Genomic DNA, 14,577 nt, shown 5'->3' with positions numbered 1-14,577 from the left:
TTGCGACCGACGTGCCGTGGACGGGGGCACGCTGTGAAATAATCGGCAGCGTACGTGCTCCGGGGTCGGTGTAAGTCCGAACCGGCGGTTATAGTCCGCGACCCGCTCAACGTCCCGCACCCGCGGGACGGCGGCGGTTGAGCCGGTGGAATTCCGGGACCGACAGTCAAAGTCTGGATGGGAGAAGCACGAACAGCAGGGACTGACCGTTGCCCGTCGTCGGGTCGCGGGGCTTGCCGCGGCGTCGTCCGGGGTGGGACGTCCCTTCTGCTGCCGTTGCCCGGAGCCGTGGACCCGGTGAAGGATCGGCATGGATTTTCTGCAGTGGCTCTTCGAAGCCCGCATCCCCGTAGGCAACGGGTCCCTCCTGCTGCGCGAAGTGGTGGGCAACGTGTTCGGTCTCCTCAGCGCCTTCGGCGGCATGCGCCGTCGCGTGTGGGCCTGGCCGGTCGGGATCATCGGCAACGTGCTGCTTCTCACCGTCTTCCTCGGTTCCCTCTTCGGTGCCGCGAGCGCCGCCAACCTGCTGGGCCAGGCCGGCCGGCAGGTCATGTTCATCGCCGTGTCGATCTACGGGTGGCGCCGGTGGCGGGCCAGCCGCGACCACGGGGGCCAGGCCGTCGAACCCCGTTGGGCCGGGACGAGGGCGCGCCTCGGCATGGTGTCCTTCATGATCGTGGGCACCTTCGCCCTGACGCCCCTGTTCCGCATGCTCGGCTCGTACGAGCCGGTCTGGGCCGATGCCTGGACATTCGTCGGCTCCCTCCTGGCCACCTACGGCATGGCCAAGGGCTGGGTGGAGTTCTGGCTCGTGTGGGTGGCCGTGGACATCGTCGGGGTCCCCCTCCTGTTCAGTGCCGGCTACTACGCGAGCGCCTTCATGTACGTGTTCTACGGCGCGTTCACGCTCGTCGGCTTCTTCGTCTGGGCTCGCGCCCAGCGCGCCGAGAAGCCGCGCATCGAGACCCTCCTGCCGGATCCGACGCTGCGATGAGCGCGACGCCCGGCAGCAGCACCTCCACCGCGGAGAGGGCCGCCATGCTGCACGCCCTGGACCTCGCGGGGCGCGGGGTGCGCGGCGCCAACCCCCTCGTGGGCGCCGTCCTGCTCGCCGCCGACGGAGCCGTCCTCGGCGAGGGCCACCACCGCGGGGCCGGCACGCCGCACGCCGAACCCTCCGCCCTCGCCGATGCCCGGCGGCGCGGCAACGATGCCCGCGGCGGCACCATGGTCGTCACGCTCGAACCGTGCAACCACACCGGCCGGACAGGACCGTGCGTCGACGCGCTCATCGACGCCGGTGTGAAACGGGTGGTGTACGCCGCCGACGACGTCAACGGGGCTGCCGCCGGCGGGGCGCGGCGGCTGCGGGAGGCCGGCGTCGACTGCGTGGGTGGCCTCGAGGCGGCCCGCTCGCAGCACCTCAACCAGCGCTGGACGGCGTCCGTCCTCGCCCGGCGCCCCTTCGTCACGCTGAAGTCCGCGCAGTCCCTCGACGGCCGGGTGGCGGCCCGGGACGGCTCCAGCCAGTGGATCACGGGCGCCGGCGCCCGCGCCGACGGCCACCGGATCCGTGCACTCGCCGACGCCGTCCTCGTCGGCACCGGGACCGTCCTCGCCGACGATCCGCGGCTCACGGCCCGGAGCGAACCCGCGCCGAGCGCACCGCCGTCGGCCCCCGGTCTCCGGGTCGTCCTGGGGCTCACGCCCGTGCCCGACGACGCCCTGGTGCGGGGCGAGGGCTTCCTCCACCTGGCCACCCGGGACGTCCACGCGGCCCTCGGCGAGCTCCACGCCCTCGGGGTACGGCACGTCCTCGTGGAGGGCGGCCCGCGGGTCGCCTCCGCGTTCCTCCGGGCCGGGGTGGTGGACGAACTCTTCAGCTACGTGGCGCCCGTGATCCTCGGCGACGGTGCACCGTCCTTCCCGGACCTCGGGGTGGGCACCCTCACGGAGGCCGTCCGCTGGGCGCTGGATGACGCCGGCGGGCCCGCCGTCCGGCAGTTCCACCCCGACGTGCGGCTGCACCTCGGGCCCCCACCGCCTCCCGCCTGACCCGGCACACCCACCACACGCGAAGGAAGTACCAGTGTTCACAGGAATCGTCTCCGAGCAGGGCAGCGTCGTCTCCCTGGAGCTCACGCCCGACGGCGAGAGCGCACTCCTCGTCTTCGAGGCGCCCGGAACCGGCCGGGACCTCGCGCCCGGCGCCTCCATCGCCGTCAACGGGGTCTGCCTCACGGCCGTCACCCTCGACGGCGGCCGCGTGGGCGTCGACGTCATGGGGGAGACCCTGCGCCGCACCACCACCGGTGGCCTGCAGCCCGGTGCGCCGGTCAACCTCGAGCGGTGCGTCCCGGCGGGTGGGCGCCTCGACGGCCATGTGGTCCAGGGCCACGTGGACGGTATCGGTGTGCTCCTCGAGCGCGAGGACCTCGGCGCCTGGCACCGGCTCCGTTTCGGGCTCCCCGCCCACCTGGGACGGTACGCCGCGGAGAAGGGGTCCGTTGCGATCGACGGCGTCTCCCTCACCGTCACCGCGGTGAGCCCGCCCGAGGACGCCGAGCAGTGGTTCGAGGTGGGGCTCATCCCGACCACCCTGCGGGAGACGGGCCTCGGCGCGAAGAGCCTCGGCGACCCGGTGAACCTCGAGATGGACGTGCTCGCGAAGTACGCCGAACGGCTCCTCGGCTTCGCCGCCGTCGACGCCCGCCGGGACGCTTCCGCCGGGGGTGCACAGTGACGGCATCCGCACCGGTGCGCCTCGACCCGATCGAGGACGCCGTCGCCGCGATCGCCGCCGGCCGCGCCGTCGTCGTGGTGGACGACGAGGACCGCGAGAACGAAGGCGATCTCGTCTTCGCCGCCGAGGACGCGACACCGGCGCTCGTGGGCTGGACGGTGCGCTGGACGTCGGGCGTGCTCTGCGTGCCGCTGCGCCCCGACGACGCCGACCGGCTCCTCCTGCCGCCCATGACCGCGGTCAACGAGGACTCCAAGGGCACGGCCTACACCGTCTCGTGCGACGCCGCGGCAGGCGTCAGCACGGGGATCAGCGCCGCCGACCGCGCGCGCACGGCACGCGTGCTGGCCGATCCGGCCAGCAGCCCCCTGGACCTCACCCGGCCGGGCCACGTGTTCCCGCTGCGGGCCGCCCCCGGCGGGCTCCGCGAACGGCCCGGACACACCGAGGCCGGCGTGGAGCTCAGCGTCCTCGCCGGCAAGCGTCCGGCGGCTGTCATCGCCGAACTCGTCCACGACGGCGGCGACATGATGCGCCTGCCCGCGCTGCGCCGCTTCGCCGACGAGCACGGAATCCCGCTCGTCTCGATCGAGGACCTCGTGGCCTACGTCCGGGCGCGCGAGGACCACCGGCACACGGCCTGATCCGTCACCGCCTGATCCACCAGCGCCTGATCCACCCTTTCCGACCCCTGCAGTACACGAACCGAAGGAGACCCATGAGCGGCCACGGAGCACCCAGCATCGACGTCAGCGCACTGACCACCCCGGACGGCGCGCCCCTGCGCCTGGCGATCATCGCCGCGAGCTGGCACACGCAGATCATGGACGGCTTGCTCGACGGCGCCCGGCGGGCCGCGGCGGAGGCCGGTGCGGAGGTCACCGAGATCCGCGTGCCCGGCAGCTTCGAGCTGCCCGTCGCCGCCGCGCGCCTCGCCCCCCTGTTCGACGCCGTCGCGGCACTCGGCGTCGTCATCCGCGGCGGCACGCCGCACTTCGAGTACGTGTGCCAGGCGGCGACGTCGGGCCTCACCGATGTCAGCGTCCGCACCGGCGTCCCGGTGGGTTTCGGAGTGCTGACCTGCGACACCGAGCAGCAGGGACTGGACCGCGCCGGGCTGCCCGGTTCCTCGGAGGACAAGGGGCACGAGGCCGTCTCGGCGGCACTGGCGACGGCCGCTGTCCTCCGCGCGTCGGAGCGATGAGCACGGAGGCGTCCGTCACAGGGCGCGACCGGCGTGCCGCGACACCCGCGCGAGCCGATAACCTAGAGGGTGTGAAAACCTTTGATTCCCTGTTCGAGGAACTCAGCGCGAAGGCGGTGGAGCGGCCGTCGGGGTCGCGGACCGTCGCGGAGCTCGATTCGGGCGTGCACGGCATCGGCAAGAAGGTCGTCGAAGAGGCCGCCGAGGTATGGATGGCCGCCGAGTACGAGTCCTCCGCGGAGGCCGCGGAGGAGATCTCCCAGCTGCTCTACCACCTGCAGGTCCTCATGATCGCCAAGGGACTCACGCTGGAGGACGTCTACAAGCATCTGTAGCCGCACGGCGCCCCGTGCGCCCGTCCGCGGCTCCGCCACGTCCCCGTTCCTGACCAGCGAAAGATCCCCCATGCTCCGTGTTGCAGTCCCCAACAAGGGCGCCCTCTCCGAGGCCGCCTCGTCCATGCTCGCCGAGGCCGGCTACCGCCAGCGCCGCGACTCCCGCGAACTGGTGCTCGTGGACCCCGAGAACGAGATCGAGTTCTTCTTCCTCCGGCCGCGCGACATCGCGGTGTACGTGGGCTCGGGGACCCTCGACGTCGGCATCACCGGCCGTGACCTCTTCCTCGACGCCCAGGTCCAGGCCGAGGAGCTCATGCAGCTCGGCTTCGGCGCCTCCACCTTCCGGTTCGCAGGGCCGGCGGGGGACTTCTCCTCGCTGGAGGAGCTCGAGGGCCGCCGCCTCGCGACCAGCTACGAGGGGCTCCTGAAGGACTACCTCACCGCGCGCGGCATCACGGCGTCGGTGGTCCGGCTGGACGGCGCCGTCGAGTCCTCGGTGCGCCTCGGCGTGGCCGACGCCATCGCCGACGTCGTCGAGACCGGCAGCACCCTCCGCGCCGCCGGCATGGAGATCTTCGGCGAACCCATCCTGCAGAGCGAGGCCGTGCTGATCGGGCGGACCGGTGCGGAGGCGCCCGCCGGCCTCGACGTCCTGCTGCGCCGCCTGCAGGGCGTCCTCGTGGCCCGCCAGTACGTGATGATGGACTACGACATCCGGAAGCACCTCGTGGACGAGGCCGCGGCCCTGACCCCCGGGCTGGAATCGCCGACGGTCTCGCCGCTGCGCGACTCCGACTGGGTCGCCGTGCGCTCCATGGTCAAGCGCCACCAGACCAACCGCGTCATGGACGAGCTGTACGAGCTGGGCGCCCGCGCCATCCTCGTCAGCACCATCCACGCCTGCCGGATCTAGGGCAGGGACCGCCATGACCGTCGCAGTGCGCGTCATCCCCTGCCTCGACGTCGACGCCGGGCGCGTGGTGAAGGGCGTCAACTTCGAGGACCTGCGCGACGCCGGCGACCCGGTGGAACTCGCGCACCGCTACGACCGCGCCGGCGCCGACGAGCTCACCTTCCTCGATGTCACCGCGTCCTCCGGCAACCGCGAGACCACCCTCGACGTCGTCGCGCGCACCGCGGAGGAGGTCTTCATCCCGCTCACCGTGGGCGGGGGTGTCCGCGAGATCTCCGACGTCGACCGCCTCCTGCGCTTCGGCGCGGACAAGGCGTCAATCAACACCGCCGCCGTGGCCCGCCCGTCCGTCATCGACGAGATCACCGGGCACTTCGGGGCCCAGGTCCTCGTGCTCTCCCTCGACGCGCGGCGGACGCGGGACGCGAGCACCCCGTCCGGCTTCGAGGTCACCACGTACGGCGGACGCAAGGGCACGGGGATCGACGCCGTGGCCTGGGCGAAGGAGGCCGCGGACCGCGGCGTCGGGGAGATCCTGCTCAACTCGATCGACGCCGACGGCACCAAGGAGGGCTTCGACCTGGAGCTCATCCGCGCCGTGCGGGCCGCCGTCGGGGTGCCCCTGATCGCCTCGGGCGGCGCGGGCAAGCCGGAACACTTCCCGCCGGCGGTCGCGGCCGGCGCCGACGCGGTCCTCGCGGCCTCGGTCTTCCACTTCGGTCCGGTGGACGCGATCGCGCAGGTCAAGGCGGCCATCCGCGAGGCGGGCTTCCCCGTCCGCTGATTCCTGGGGCTGGCGGGCATGCACCCGGCGCGGCGGCCCAGAGCCGTGGGGGCGTTCCCCCGGGACCGGGCACCCGCCGCGGCGGCCCGGCACATAGGGGGGCCTAGCCGACGGAGACGTCGAGCAACCGGGCTAGATGCCGACGTCGGCGCTCTGCAGCAGGGCGACGGCGTCGGGCTGGCCCTCGAAGGTCACCAGGGCCTGGCTGCGACCATGCGCGTGCAGGAGCAGCTCACCCGGGTCGCCGACGATCGCCACCGACACGGGCGCACGCTTGGCGACGTGCCGGGGCCCGTCCTGGCGCACGAGGACGATGCCGAGGTCGACGCCCCGGTAGAGGAACGCCGCACGCTTGACGAGTTCCTCCCAGAGGGCGTTGGCGTACTCGGCGTCGAGCGCACGGGGCGCCCAGCGCGTCGTCGCGCGGCGGACGTCCTCGGTATGGACGAAGTACTCGATCAGGTTGGCACTCCGGTCGATGGCGTTGAGGCGCATCGGCGACAGGATCGGCGGGCCGGCGAGGAAGCGGTTCACGAGGGCCTCGTAGGCCGCGGGCGAGTTCGCCCGTTCGCCCGTCTCCCGCGTGGCACGCTCCGTCGCGGGGGCGAACTTCCGGATCACCATGCCGAGGCCCAGGGCGGGCCGGTGCTCCCGGAGGTACAGATGCGCGGCGAGGTCGCGCGTCCGCCACCCCTCACACAGGGTGGGGGCATCGGGGCCGGCTGCCAGGAGCGTCTCGGCCAGGACCTCGCGGGACGGGGTTACGTAGTGCATCACTGCTGAAACTAGCATGACGGGCCCGCGCGGGGGCAGGGCCCGCCCGTGCCCCCGCGCGGGCCGCACTAGAATCAGGGGTGATGCTCTCCTCCACCTCCTCCCCGAACCGCGCCGCCCCCTCCGCCGATGCCGGCACCGGGGGAGACGGCCCCGCCCTCGATCCCGCGATCGCCCGCGCCCTGAAGAAGGACGACGCCGGGCTCGTCGCCGCCGTCGTCCAGCAGTACGACACCCTCGAGGTCCTGATGCTGGGCTGGATGGACGAGGAGGCGCTGCGGCGCACCCTGACCACGGGCCGCGTGACGTTCTACTCGCGGTCCCGCTCCGAATACTGGCGGAAGGGCGACACCTCCGGGCACCGGCAGTGGGTCAGGGGCGTGGCCCTCGACTGCGACGGCGACGCCCTGCTCGTCACGGTGGACCAGGAGGGCGCCGCGTGCCACACCGGCACCCGCACCTGCTTCGACGGCCGGGCCCTTCCCGCCCGGACCGCCCACCGCCCCGACCCCGAAGGACTCTGACCCATGCAGCACCTGGGCGCCATCAGCCCCACCCTCGAGGAGTTCCGTGCGCTGGCCAGGGCCCGCCGCGTGGTCCCCGTGCACCTGACCGTCCTCGCGGACGCGCACACGCCGATCGGCGTGTACCGCAAGCTCGCCGCAGGGCAGCCGGGCACGTTCCTGATGGAATCCGCCGCCGTCGGCGGCGTCTGGTCGCGGTACTCCTTCATCGGCTCGCACTCCCGCGCCACGCTGACCACGCGTGACGGGCAGGCGCACTGGCTGGGCGAACCCCCGGCCGGCGTCCCCGTGGCCGGGAACCCCGTCGAGGCGCTCCGCCTCACGGTCGAGGCCCTGCGGACCGAACGCTTCGAGGACCTCCCCCCGTTCACGTCCGGGATGGTCGGCTTCGTGGGATGGGAGGCGGTCCGGCACTGGGAGCGGCTCACCAGCCCCCCGGAGGACGACCTCCTGCTGCCCGAGCTCGCGATGTGCCTGGTGTCCGACCTCGCCATCCACGACAACTCGGCGGGCTCCCTCACCCTCGTCGCCAATGCGATCAACTTCGACAACACCGACGAGCGCGTCGACGAGGCCTGGCACGACGCCGTCGCGCGCGTCCAGGGGATGCTCACCAAGCTCGTCGCCCCCACCGAGCTCGCCGTCTCGGTGATGGCGCCCGACGCACCGAGCGCCGAGGCGTCGACGGACCGCGTCCGCGAGTCCTGGTTCGAGCCCGACTACCTCGCGGCGATCGACCGCGGCAAGCGGGCCATCGTCGACGGCGACGTCTTCCAGGTGGTCATCAGCCGGCGCTTCGAGATCGAGTGCGACGCCTCGGCGCTGGACGTCTACCGGATCCTGCGCACCACCAACCCCAGTCCCTACATGTACCTGTTCAGCCTCGAGGACGCCGACGGCCGGGGCTACTCGATCGTGGGCAGCTCGCCCGAGGCCCTCGTCACCGTGACCGGGGACGAGGTCATCACGCACCCCATCGCTGGATCGCGGCCGCGGGGGAAGACCGTCGAGGAGGACCGCGACCTCGCCGTCGAGCTCCGCGCCGACATCAAGGAGAAGGCCGAGCACCTCATGCTCGTCGACCTCGCCCGCAACGACCTCTCCAAGGTGTGCATCCCGGGCACCGTCGACGTCACGCAGTTCATGGAGGTGGAGAAGTTCAGCCACATCATGCACCTCGTGTCCACAGTGGTCGGACGGCTCTCGCCGACCAGGAGCGCCTACGACGTCCTGGCGGCGACCTTCCCGGCGGGCACGCTCTCCGGGGCGCCGAAGCCGCGCGCCCTGCGCCTCATCGACGAGGTGGAACCGCACCGGCGCGGGATCTACGGCGGAGTGGTGGGCTACCTGGACTTCGCGGGCGACATGGACATGGCGATCGCCATCCGGTCGGCCCTGCTGCGCGACGGCAGGGCGTACGTGCAGGCCGGGGGCGGCATCGTCGCCGACTCCGTCCTGGAGGCCGAGGCGCTCGAGACGGTCAACAAGGCGGCAGCACCGCTCCGGGCGGCCCTGACCGCGGCAGGCCTGCGCGCGGCGACGGCGGACCTCCCGTGAGCGCCGCCGAGCGCCCCGCAGGCCGCCTCACGCGCCGCGGCGTCGTCGTCCTGGGGATCGTGGTGCTCGCGCTGCTCGCCTTCGGCGCGACGACGCAGACCTGGCTCACGGTGCGCCTGCCCCAGGACGCCGTGCAGACCCCCGATCTCGCCATCGCCGGCAGCGACGCCGCGACACCCGTGACGGCGTTCGCCCTCGTGGCCCTGGCCGCGGCCCTCGCCGTGTCGATCGCGGGGCGCGTGGCCCGTTGGGTCATCGCCGCCATCCTCGTCCTCTCCGGGATCGGGATCACGCTGTCCAGCACGGCGGTCGCGCTCGACCCCTCCTCCGCCGCGGAACCCGCCGTCGGGACGGCGATCGGCGTCAGCGGCCTCGCCGGAGCCGAAGCGTCAGCGACCGCCCTGCCGTGGGTGGCCGCAGCGGCCGGGGTGCTCCTGGTGCTCGCCGCCGGGTGGGTGCTCGTCGCCGGGCGGACGTGGGGGATCAACCGACGCTACGACGCCGGCCCCTCGCGGGTGGTCCGCGCCACCCCGGGCAGCACGCAGCCCGGAGCTCCCGCGCCCTCGACGGGGGACGTACCGCCCGGCGTCGTGCCGGGTGACACGGACACCGGCGCTCCCGGCGGGATGCCGGCCGACCCGGACGCCGTCGTCCACGCAGAGACGAACACCCCCGGGGCCGCCGGGCCTGGCGCCGCCGAGGCCCCGAGCCCCGCGGCCGATACCGCCCCGAGTCCTTCCGGAGGCACCCCGACCGACCCCTCCGACGAGCCGGACCACGGACAGGGCGGGCAGCGCCGCACGCGGCAGCAGCGGGGGAGCGCCCACGCCGACGAGATCGACAGCTGGGACGAGCTGTCCCGCGGCAACGACCCGACGCGCTGACCGGCAGCGCGCGTCCCGCCCGCTCACCCGTCCCGGCGAGCCCGACGACGCCCGCGACGCCGTCGCCGACCCCGCGCGCCGACCCGCGCCCGCCTACCCGTCCCGGCGAGCCCGACGGCGCCGCCAGAGCCGGCAGCGTGCCGTGGCGTCGGCCCATCAGTGGCAGAATGGGAGACGACCCGTTCGAAGGAGATTACCCATGGCATCCGAGACCAGCGCCAGCGCCACCCGCAACACCCCGGCGACCCACGCCCAGATGGGTGACGAGACGATCGGCCACGGTAACAGCCCCGCCGCGTGGACCTGCGTGCTGATCATGCTGGCCGGCGCCGCGATCGCCTCCTTCGCCTACATCCTCGCAAGCACCCCGGGCAACTTCGACTTCGGCACCCTCCTGTTCTGGGGCGGCATCGGCGTCATGTTCGTGGGCCTGATCGTCGGTTTCGTCATGCGCAAGATCGGCTACGGCGTGGGTGGATCGAAGCTCAAGAACAACGGCCACTAGATGACGGTCCTCGACGACATCATCGACGGCGTCCGCGAGGACCTCGCGGAGCGCCGCCGGGCACTGCCTCTCGACGACGTGCGCGCGGCCGCCCTCGCGGCCCCAGCACCCCTCGACGCGTTCGATGCCCTGGGCGCCGGACGCGGCGGAGCCGTGGCGGTCATCGCCGAGGTCAAGCGCAGCAGCCCGTCCAAGGGCGCCCTCGCGGACATCGCGGACCCGGCCGCCCTCGCGGCCCGGTACGAGCAGGGCGGCGCGGCCGTCATCTCCGTGCTCACGGAGCAGCGGCGGTTCGGCGGCTCGCTCGCCGACCTCGACGCCGTCCGTTCGGCCGTGGCCCTCCCCGTGCTCCGCAAGGACTTCACGGTGGACGAGTACCAGATCTGGGAGGCGCGCGCCCACGGCGCCGACGTCGTCCTGCTGATCGTCGCGGCGCTCACGGACGAGGAGCTGGGCGCGTTCCTCGCGCTCACCGCCGAGCTCGGGATGCACGCGATCGTCGAGACGCACACGGTCGAGGAGGTGCGCCGCGCCGTCGCTGCCGGCGCCGTGATCATCGGCGTCAACGTGCGCAACCTGAAGACGCTGGACATCCACCGGGAGGTCTTCGCGGAACTCGCGCACCTCGTCCCATCCGGGACCGTCGTCATCGCCGAATCAGGGGTGCGGGACGCCGCCGACGTGGCCGACTACGCCGCCGGCGGCGCGCACGCGGTCCTAGTGGGGGAGGCGCTGGTGCGCCACAGCGACCCTGCGGCGACGATCGGCGAGTTCACGCGCGTCGGCGGGGCCGCCTGGCGTGCCCTGGACGCTCCGGCGCACGGCTGACGGATCTTCTCCGGCGGCACGGCGCGCAGGTTCACGCGGCTCGCCCCGACGGGCCGACGAAGCAGTACACGGACCGGCCACCCCGGTCCGCGAGGGACCCGGGCGGCACCACCGGCCGGGTCAGGACCAACAGGACAGGAACGCTGAAGTCATGACCGATACGCAGCAGGACACAGGCCACGAAGGCACCGGCGTCCGGGCGGAGGACGCCATCGACGCCGGAACGGCCGAGGCCTTCCTCAGCCACGACGAGAGCCTCCGCCACGCCCCCGGTCCCTACTTCGGCGCGTACGGCGGACGATGGATGCCGGAGTCGCTCATCGCCGCGCTCGACGAACTGCAGGACACCTTCGACACGGCCAAGGCGGACCCCGGGTTCACGGCGCAGGTCGCCGAACTCAACAGGAACTACGCCGGCCGGCCCTCCCTGCTCACCGAGGCGCAGCGCTTCGCCGAACACTGCGGCGGCGTGCGCGTCTTCCTCAAGCGCGAGGACCTCAACCACACCGGCTCGCACAAGATCAACAACGTGCTGGGTCAGGCCCTGCTCGCCAAGCGCATGGGGAAGACCCGCGTCATCGCGGAGACCGGCGCCGGCCAGCACGGCGTCGCCAGCGCGACGGCGGCCGCCCTCCTCGGACTCGAGTGCGTCGTCTACATGGGCGCGGAGGACACCCGCCGCCAGGCGCTCAACGTCGCACGCATGCAGCTGCTCGGCGCCACGGTCATCCCCGTCACCAACGGCTCCCAGACACTCAAGGACGCCATCAACGAAGCCCTGCGCGACTGGGTGGCGAACGTCGAGACCACGCACTACCTGCTCGGCACCGCCGCGGGCGCCCACCCGTTCCCGTCCATGGTCCGGTACTTCCACGAGGTGATCGGCGACGAGGCGAGGGAGCAGATCCTCGAGCAGACGGGCAAGCTCCCCGACGCCGTCTGCGCGTGCGTCGGCGGCGGCTCGAACGCCATCGGCATGTTCCACGGCTTCCTCGACGACCGCGACGTCGCCCTGTACGGCTTCGAGGCCGGCGGCGACGGCGTCGAGACCGGCCGCCACGCGGCCACCATCACCCTGGGCCGCCCGGGCGTGCTGCACGGGGCGCGGTCCTACCTCATGCAGGACGACGACGGCCAGACCATGGAGTCCCACTCCATCTCCGCGGGCCTCGACTACCCCGGCGTCGGCCCCGAGCACGCCTACCTCGCCGACATCGGGCGGGCGCACTACGAGCCCATCACCGACGCCGAGGCGATGGACGCCTTCAAGATCCTCAGCCAGACCGAGGGGATCATCCCGGCCATCGAGACCGCGCACGCCCTCGCGGGCGCCATCAAGGTGGGGCAGCGGCTCGCGGCGGACCTCGGACCGGGGGAGAAGGCGTCGGACAAGATCGTCGTCATCAACCTCTCAGGCCGCGGTGACAAGGACGTGGCGACCGCCGCGGAATACTTCGACCTCCTCCCGGACGACAGTGCCGAGCAGGAAATCGCCCAGGAGGGTGAACAGCTGTGACCACGCATCCCGCCACCACGGCATCCACCGGCCCCGCCACCGGATCCAAGGCCGCGGCCGCCATCGAGAAGGCGCGCAGCGAAGGCCGCGCCGCCCTCATCGGCTACCTGCCCGCCGGCTTCCCCGACGTCCAGACCACCATCGACGCCGGCATCGCCATGGCTGAGAACGGCGTGGACCTCATCGAGATCGGCATCCCGTACTCGGACCCCGTCATGGACGGGCACGTCATCCAGGAAGCGACGGTCGAGGCGCTGGACAAGGGCTTCACCGTCCCCCGGATCTTCGACGTCGTCGAGGGCATCACGAGCGCCACCAACGCCGCCGTCCTCGTCATGACCTACTGGAACCCGGTCATGCGCATGGGCGTCCGCGCGTTCGCCGAGCGCCTCGCCGCCGCCGGCGGTGCCGGCCTCATCACGCCGGACCTCGTCCCCGACGAGGCCTCCGAATGGCTCGCGGCCTCCGACGAGTTCGGCCTCGACCGCGTGTTCCTCGTGGCGCCGTCCACGTCCCCGCAGCGCATGCAGGCCACCGTCGACGCCAGCAGGGGCTTCGTCTACGCCGTCTCCGTCATGGGCGTGACCGGCGCGAGGACCTCCGTCGGTGCCGCCGCACGCGCCGTCGTCGACGCCGCCCACGCCGCCGGGGCGGAGCGGGTCTGCGTGGGACTCGGAGTCTCGTCCTCCGCCCAGGTGCGTGAGATCGGCGCGTACTCCGACGGCGTGATCGTCGGTACCGCCCTCGTCGCCGCCCTGCGCGACGGCGGAGTGGACGGCGTCGCCGAGCTCACCCGCGAACTGAGCACCGGCACGGGCAAGGCGACCGCATGATCGGCGGCCGCCTCGCCGCCTCGATCCCCAGCCCGCCCGCGGACTGGGCGAGCTTCAGCCTCGGGCCCGTGACCATCCACGCCTACGCCCTGTGCATCCTCGCCGGCATCATCCTGGCGCTCCTGCTCACCCAGAAGCGCTTCGTCTCCTTCGGCGGCCACGCCGACGCGGTGTGGGACATCGCCATCTGGGCCATCCCGTTCGGCATCGTCGGCGGACGGCTCTACCACGTGGTCTCCTCACCGGACGCCTACTTCGGCCCGGACGGGGACCTCGCGCGCATCCCGCAGATCTGGCAGGGCGGCCTCGGGATCTGGGGCGCGATCGCGCTCGGTGCCGTCGGCGCCTGGATCGGTGCCCGGCGCGCTGGCGTCAAGCTCTCCGCGTTCGCCGACGCCGCCGCGCCCGGGGTGCTGCTCGCCCAGGCGGTCGGGCGCCTCGGCAACTGGTTCAACCAGGAGCTCTTCGGCTCGCCCACCACGCTGCCCTGGGGCCTCGAGATCGACGCCGACAACGCGAACTTCCCTCCCGGCGCGGACCCCGGCACGCTCTTCCACCCCACGTTCCTCTACGAACTCCTGTGGAACCTCGCCGGTGTGGGCCTGCTGCTGCTGCTGTCACGGAAGATCACGCTGCGCGGCGGCCGCATGTTCTGGCTCTACGCGGCCTACTACACACTGGGGCGCGTCTGGATCGAGGCGCTCCGCATCGACGACGCCGAGATGATCACGCTCTTCGGCATCACCCAGCGCCTGAACGTGTGGACCAGCATCGCCGTGTTCCTCGTGTCCGTCGCCATCCTCCTCTACCTGACGCTCACGCGGGACCCCGACGAGGAGCTGTCTGTGTACCTGCCCGGCCGGGCACCCGCCGACGCCGTCGACGACGGGGCCCCGACGCGTCCCGCCGGCGACGACGCCTCGACACCCGCCACCGAGACCCCGGGCGGGACGCCCAAGGGGCCGGGGACAGCCGCCCTAGCGGGGTCCGCAGGTCCCTCCGACACGGCTGCCGGAACCGCGTCCGATAACGCTTCAGCGACAGGTAGCCACGCCTCGGACACGGGGCAGGGCGGGCAGAACCGCCGTGGTAATCTGTCCGAAACAGACGGTTCCTGAGTAGGCGATTCGTGTACTCGGGCCCCCGCGCAAGCGGAGCCGCGGGAGTCGGACCC

At 72.7% G+C, this 14,577-nt stretch carries 17 protein-coding genes and 1 riboswitch; of the genes, 16 read left to right on the top strand and 1 reads right to left on the bottom strand.

Translation table 11 applies throughout. The features are described 5' to 3' along the window. The first annotated feature begins 51 nt into the window (after positions 1-51). Positions 52-193: riboswitch (FMN riboswitch) on the top strand. A 117-nt stretch (positions 194-310) separates the two neighbouring features. From pnuC to hisF, 8 genes are all read left to right on the top strand, one after another. Then, positions 311-994, top strand: coding sequence for a nicotinamide riboside transporter PnuC (gene pnuC / locus C4K88_RS05260; RefSeq protein ID WP_104120577.1), 684 nt, complete (start codon positions 311-313; stop codon positions 992-994). Beyond that, the gene (gene ribD / locus C4K88_RS05255) at positions 991-2,055 is read left to right on the top strand and encodes a bifunctional diaminohydroxyphosphoribosylaminopyrimidine deaminase/5-amino-6-(5-phosphoribosylamino)uracil reductase RibD (RefSeq protein ID WP_104120576.1); all 1,065 of its coding nucleotides are present in this window, start codon (positions 991-993) and stop codon (positions 2,053-2,055) included. The genes pnuC and ribD overlap by 4 nt, the downstream gene beginning before the upstream one ends. Positions 2,056-2,089: 34 nt before the next feature. After that, entirely contained in the window at positions 2,090-2,743 is a 654-nt protein-coding gene (locus C4K88_RS05250) for a riboflavin synthase (RefSeq protein WP_104120575.1), read from the top strand. After that, positions 2,740-3,387, top strand: a complete 648-nt coding sequence (gene ribB, locus C4K88_RS05245) for a 3,4-dihydroxy-2-butanone-4-phosphate synthase (RefSeq protein ID WP_104120574.1) — start codon at positions 2,740-2,742, stop codon at positions 3,385-3,387. The genes C4K88_RS05250 and ribB overlap by 4 nt, the downstream gene beginning before the upstream one ends. Before the next feature lie 74 nt (positions 3,388-3,461). After that, on the top strand, positions 3,462-3,947 hold the full coding sequence (gene ribH / locus C4K88_RS05240; protein WP_104120573.1) for a 6,7-dimethyl-8-ribityllumazine synthase: 486 nt from the start codon (positions 3,462-3,464) through the stop codon (positions 3,945-3,947). Between the two features lie 71 nt (positions 3,948-4,018). Further along, the gene (locus tag C4K88_RS05235) at positions 4,019-4,282 is read left to right on the top strand and encodes a phosphoribosyl-ATP diphosphatase (protein WP_104120572.1); all 264 of its coding nucleotides are present in this window, start codon (positions 4,019-4,021) and stop codon (positions 4,280-4,282) included. 70 nt (positions 4,283-4,352) lie between these two features. Next, positions 4,353-5,198 (top strand): ATP phosphoribosyltransferase, encoded by an 846-nt coding sequence (gene hisG / locus C4K88_RS05230; RefSeq protein WP_104120571.1) that lies wholly within the window; start codon positions 4,353-4,355, stop codon positions 5,196-5,198. 13 nt (positions 5,199-5,211) lie between these two features. Next, positions 5,212-5,982 carry an imidazole glycerol phosphate synthase subunit HisF gene (gene hisF / locus C4K88_RS05225; protein WP_104120570.1) on the top strand — a complete coding sequence of 257 codons (771 nt, stop codon included), beginning with the start codon at positions 5,212-5,214 and terminating at the stop codon, positions 5,980-5,982. A gap of 132 nt (positions 5,983-6,114) precedes the next feature. On the opposite strand, the gene C4K88_RS05220 is transcribed toward hisF, so the two are convergent. Beyond that, entirely contained in the window at positions 6,115-6,756 is a 642-nt protein-coding gene (locus C4K88_RS05220; RefSeq protein ID WP_104120569.1) for a TIGR03085 family metal-binding protein, read from the bottom strand. Between the two features lie 83 nt (positions 6,757-6,839). Here C4K88_RS05220 and hisI point away from each other — a divergent pair, with 83 nt between their 5' ends. From hisI to lgt, 8 genes are all read left to right on the top strand, one after another. Beyond that, complete coding sequence (gene hisI / locus C4K88_RS05215; protein ID WP_104120568.1) at positions 6,840-7,280, top strand: phosphoribosyl-AMP cyclohydrolase; 441 nt, start codon at positions 6,840-6,842, stop codon at positions 7,278-7,280. Positions 7,281-7,283: 3 nt separating this feature from the next. Beyond that, positions 7,284-8,837 (top strand): anthranilate synthase component I, encoded by a 1,554-nt coding sequence (locus C4K88_RS05210; protein ID WP_104120567.1) that lies wholly within the window; start codon positions 7,284-7,286, stop codon positions 8,835-8,837. Further along, positions 8,834-9,721, top strand: a complete 888-nt coding sequence (locus C4K88_RS05205) for a Trp biosynthesis-associated membrane protein (protein WP_104120566.1) — start codon at positions 8,834-8,836, stop codon at positions 9,719-9,721. The genes C4K88_RS05210 and C4K88_RS05205 overlap by 4 nt, the downstream gene beginning before the upstream one ends. A 199-nt stretch (positions 9,722-9,920) precedes the next feature. Further along, the gene (locus C4K88_RS05200) at positions 9,921-10,226 is read left to right on the top strand and encodes an HGxxPAAW family protein (protein WP_104120565.1); all 306 of its coding nucleotides are present in this window, start codon (positions 9,921-9,923) and stop codon (positions 10,224-10,226) included. Further along, entirely contained in the window at positions 10,227-11,054 is an 828-nt protein-coding gene (gene trpC / locus C4K88_RS05195; RefSeq protein WP_104120564.1) for an indole-3-glycerol phosphate synthase TrpC, read from the top strand. Between the two features lie 151 nt (positions 11,055-11,205). Further along, on the top strand, positions 11,206-12,570 hold the full coding sequence (trpB, locus tag C4K88_RS05190) for a tryptophan synthase subunit beta (RefSeq protein WP_104120563.1): 1,365 nt from the start codon (positions 11,206-11,208) through the stop codon (positions 12,568-12,570). Beyond that, entirely contained in the window at positions 12,567-13,403 is an 837-nt protein-coding gene (trpA, locus tag C4K88_RS05185) for a tryptophan synthase subunit alpha (protein WP_104120562.1), read from the top strand. The genes trpB and trpA overlap by 4 nt, the downstream gene beginning before the upstream one ends. Next, complete coding sequence (lgt, locus tag C4K88_RS05180; RefSeq protein ID WP_104120561.1) at positions 13,400-14,521, top strand: prolipoprotein diacylglyceryl transferase; 1,122 nt, start codon at positions 13,400-13,402, stop codon at positions 14,519-14,521. The genes trpA and lgt overlap by 4 nt, the downstream gene beginning before the upstream one ends. The last annotated feature ends 56 nt before the right edge of the window (positions 14,522-14,577 follow it).

This window comes from Arthrobacter pityocampae (assembly GCF_002927275.1).
GTDB lineage: Bacteria > Actinomycetota > Actinomycetes > Actinomycetales > Micrococcaceae > Arthrobacter_D > Arthrobacter_D pityocampae.
The sequence above is the reverse complement of the archived record's forward strand: the minus strand, read 5'-3'. Positions and strand labels throughout refer to the sequence as shown.

What these genes read in the sequence shown, in the direction of transcription:
- pnuC (WP_104120577.1), top strand. Translation starts at nt 311, where the DNA reads ATGGATTTTCTGCAGTGGCTCTTCGAAGCCCGCATCCCCGTAGGCAAC.
- ribD (WP_104120576.1), top strand. Translation starts at nt 991, where the DNA reads ATGAGCGCGACGCCCGGCAGCAGCACCTCCACCGCGGAGAGGGCCGCC.
- ribH (WP_104120573.1), top strand. Translation starts at nt 3,462, where the DNA reads ATGAGCGGCCACGGAGCACCCAGCATCGACGTCAGCGCACTGACCACC.
- hisG (WP_104120571.1), top strand. Translation starts at nt 4,353, where the DNA reads ATGCTCCGTGTTGCAGTCCCCAACAAGGGCGCCCTCTCCGAGGCCGCC.
- hisF (WP_104120570.1), top strand. Translation starts at nt 5,212, where the DNA reads ATGACCGTCGCAGTGCGCGTCATCCCCTGCCTCGACGTCGACGCCGGG.
- C4K88_RS05220 (WP_104120569.1), bottom strand. Translation starts at nt 6,756, where the DNA reads ATGCACTACGTAACCCCGTCCCGCGAGGTCCTGGCCGAGACGCTCCTG.
- hisI (WP_104120568.1), top strand. Translation starts at nt 6,840, where the DNA reads ATGCTCTCCTCCACCTCCTCCCCGAACCGCGCCGCCCCCTCCGCCGAT.
- C4K88_RS05210 (WP_104120567.1), top strand. Translation starts at nt 7,284, where the DNA reads ATGCAGCACCTGGGCGCCATCAGCCCCACCCTCGAGGAGTTCCGTGCG.
- C4K88_RS05200 (WP_104120565.1), top strand. Translation starts at nt 9,921, where the DNA reads ATGGCATCCGAGACCAGCGCCAGCGCCACCCGCAACACCCCGGCGACC.
- trpC (WP_104120564.1), top strand. Translation starts at nt 10,227, where the DNA reads ATGACGGTCCTCGACGACATCATCGACGGCGTCCGCGAGGACCTCGCG.
- trpB (WP_104120563.1), top strand. Translation starts at nt 11,206, where the DNA reads ATGACCGATACGCAGCAGGACACAGGCCACGAAGGCACCGGCGTCCGG.
- lgt (WP_104120561.1), top strand. Translation starts at nt 13,400, where the DNA reads ATGATCGGCGGCCGCCTCGCCGCCTCGATCCCCAGCCCGCCCGCGGAC.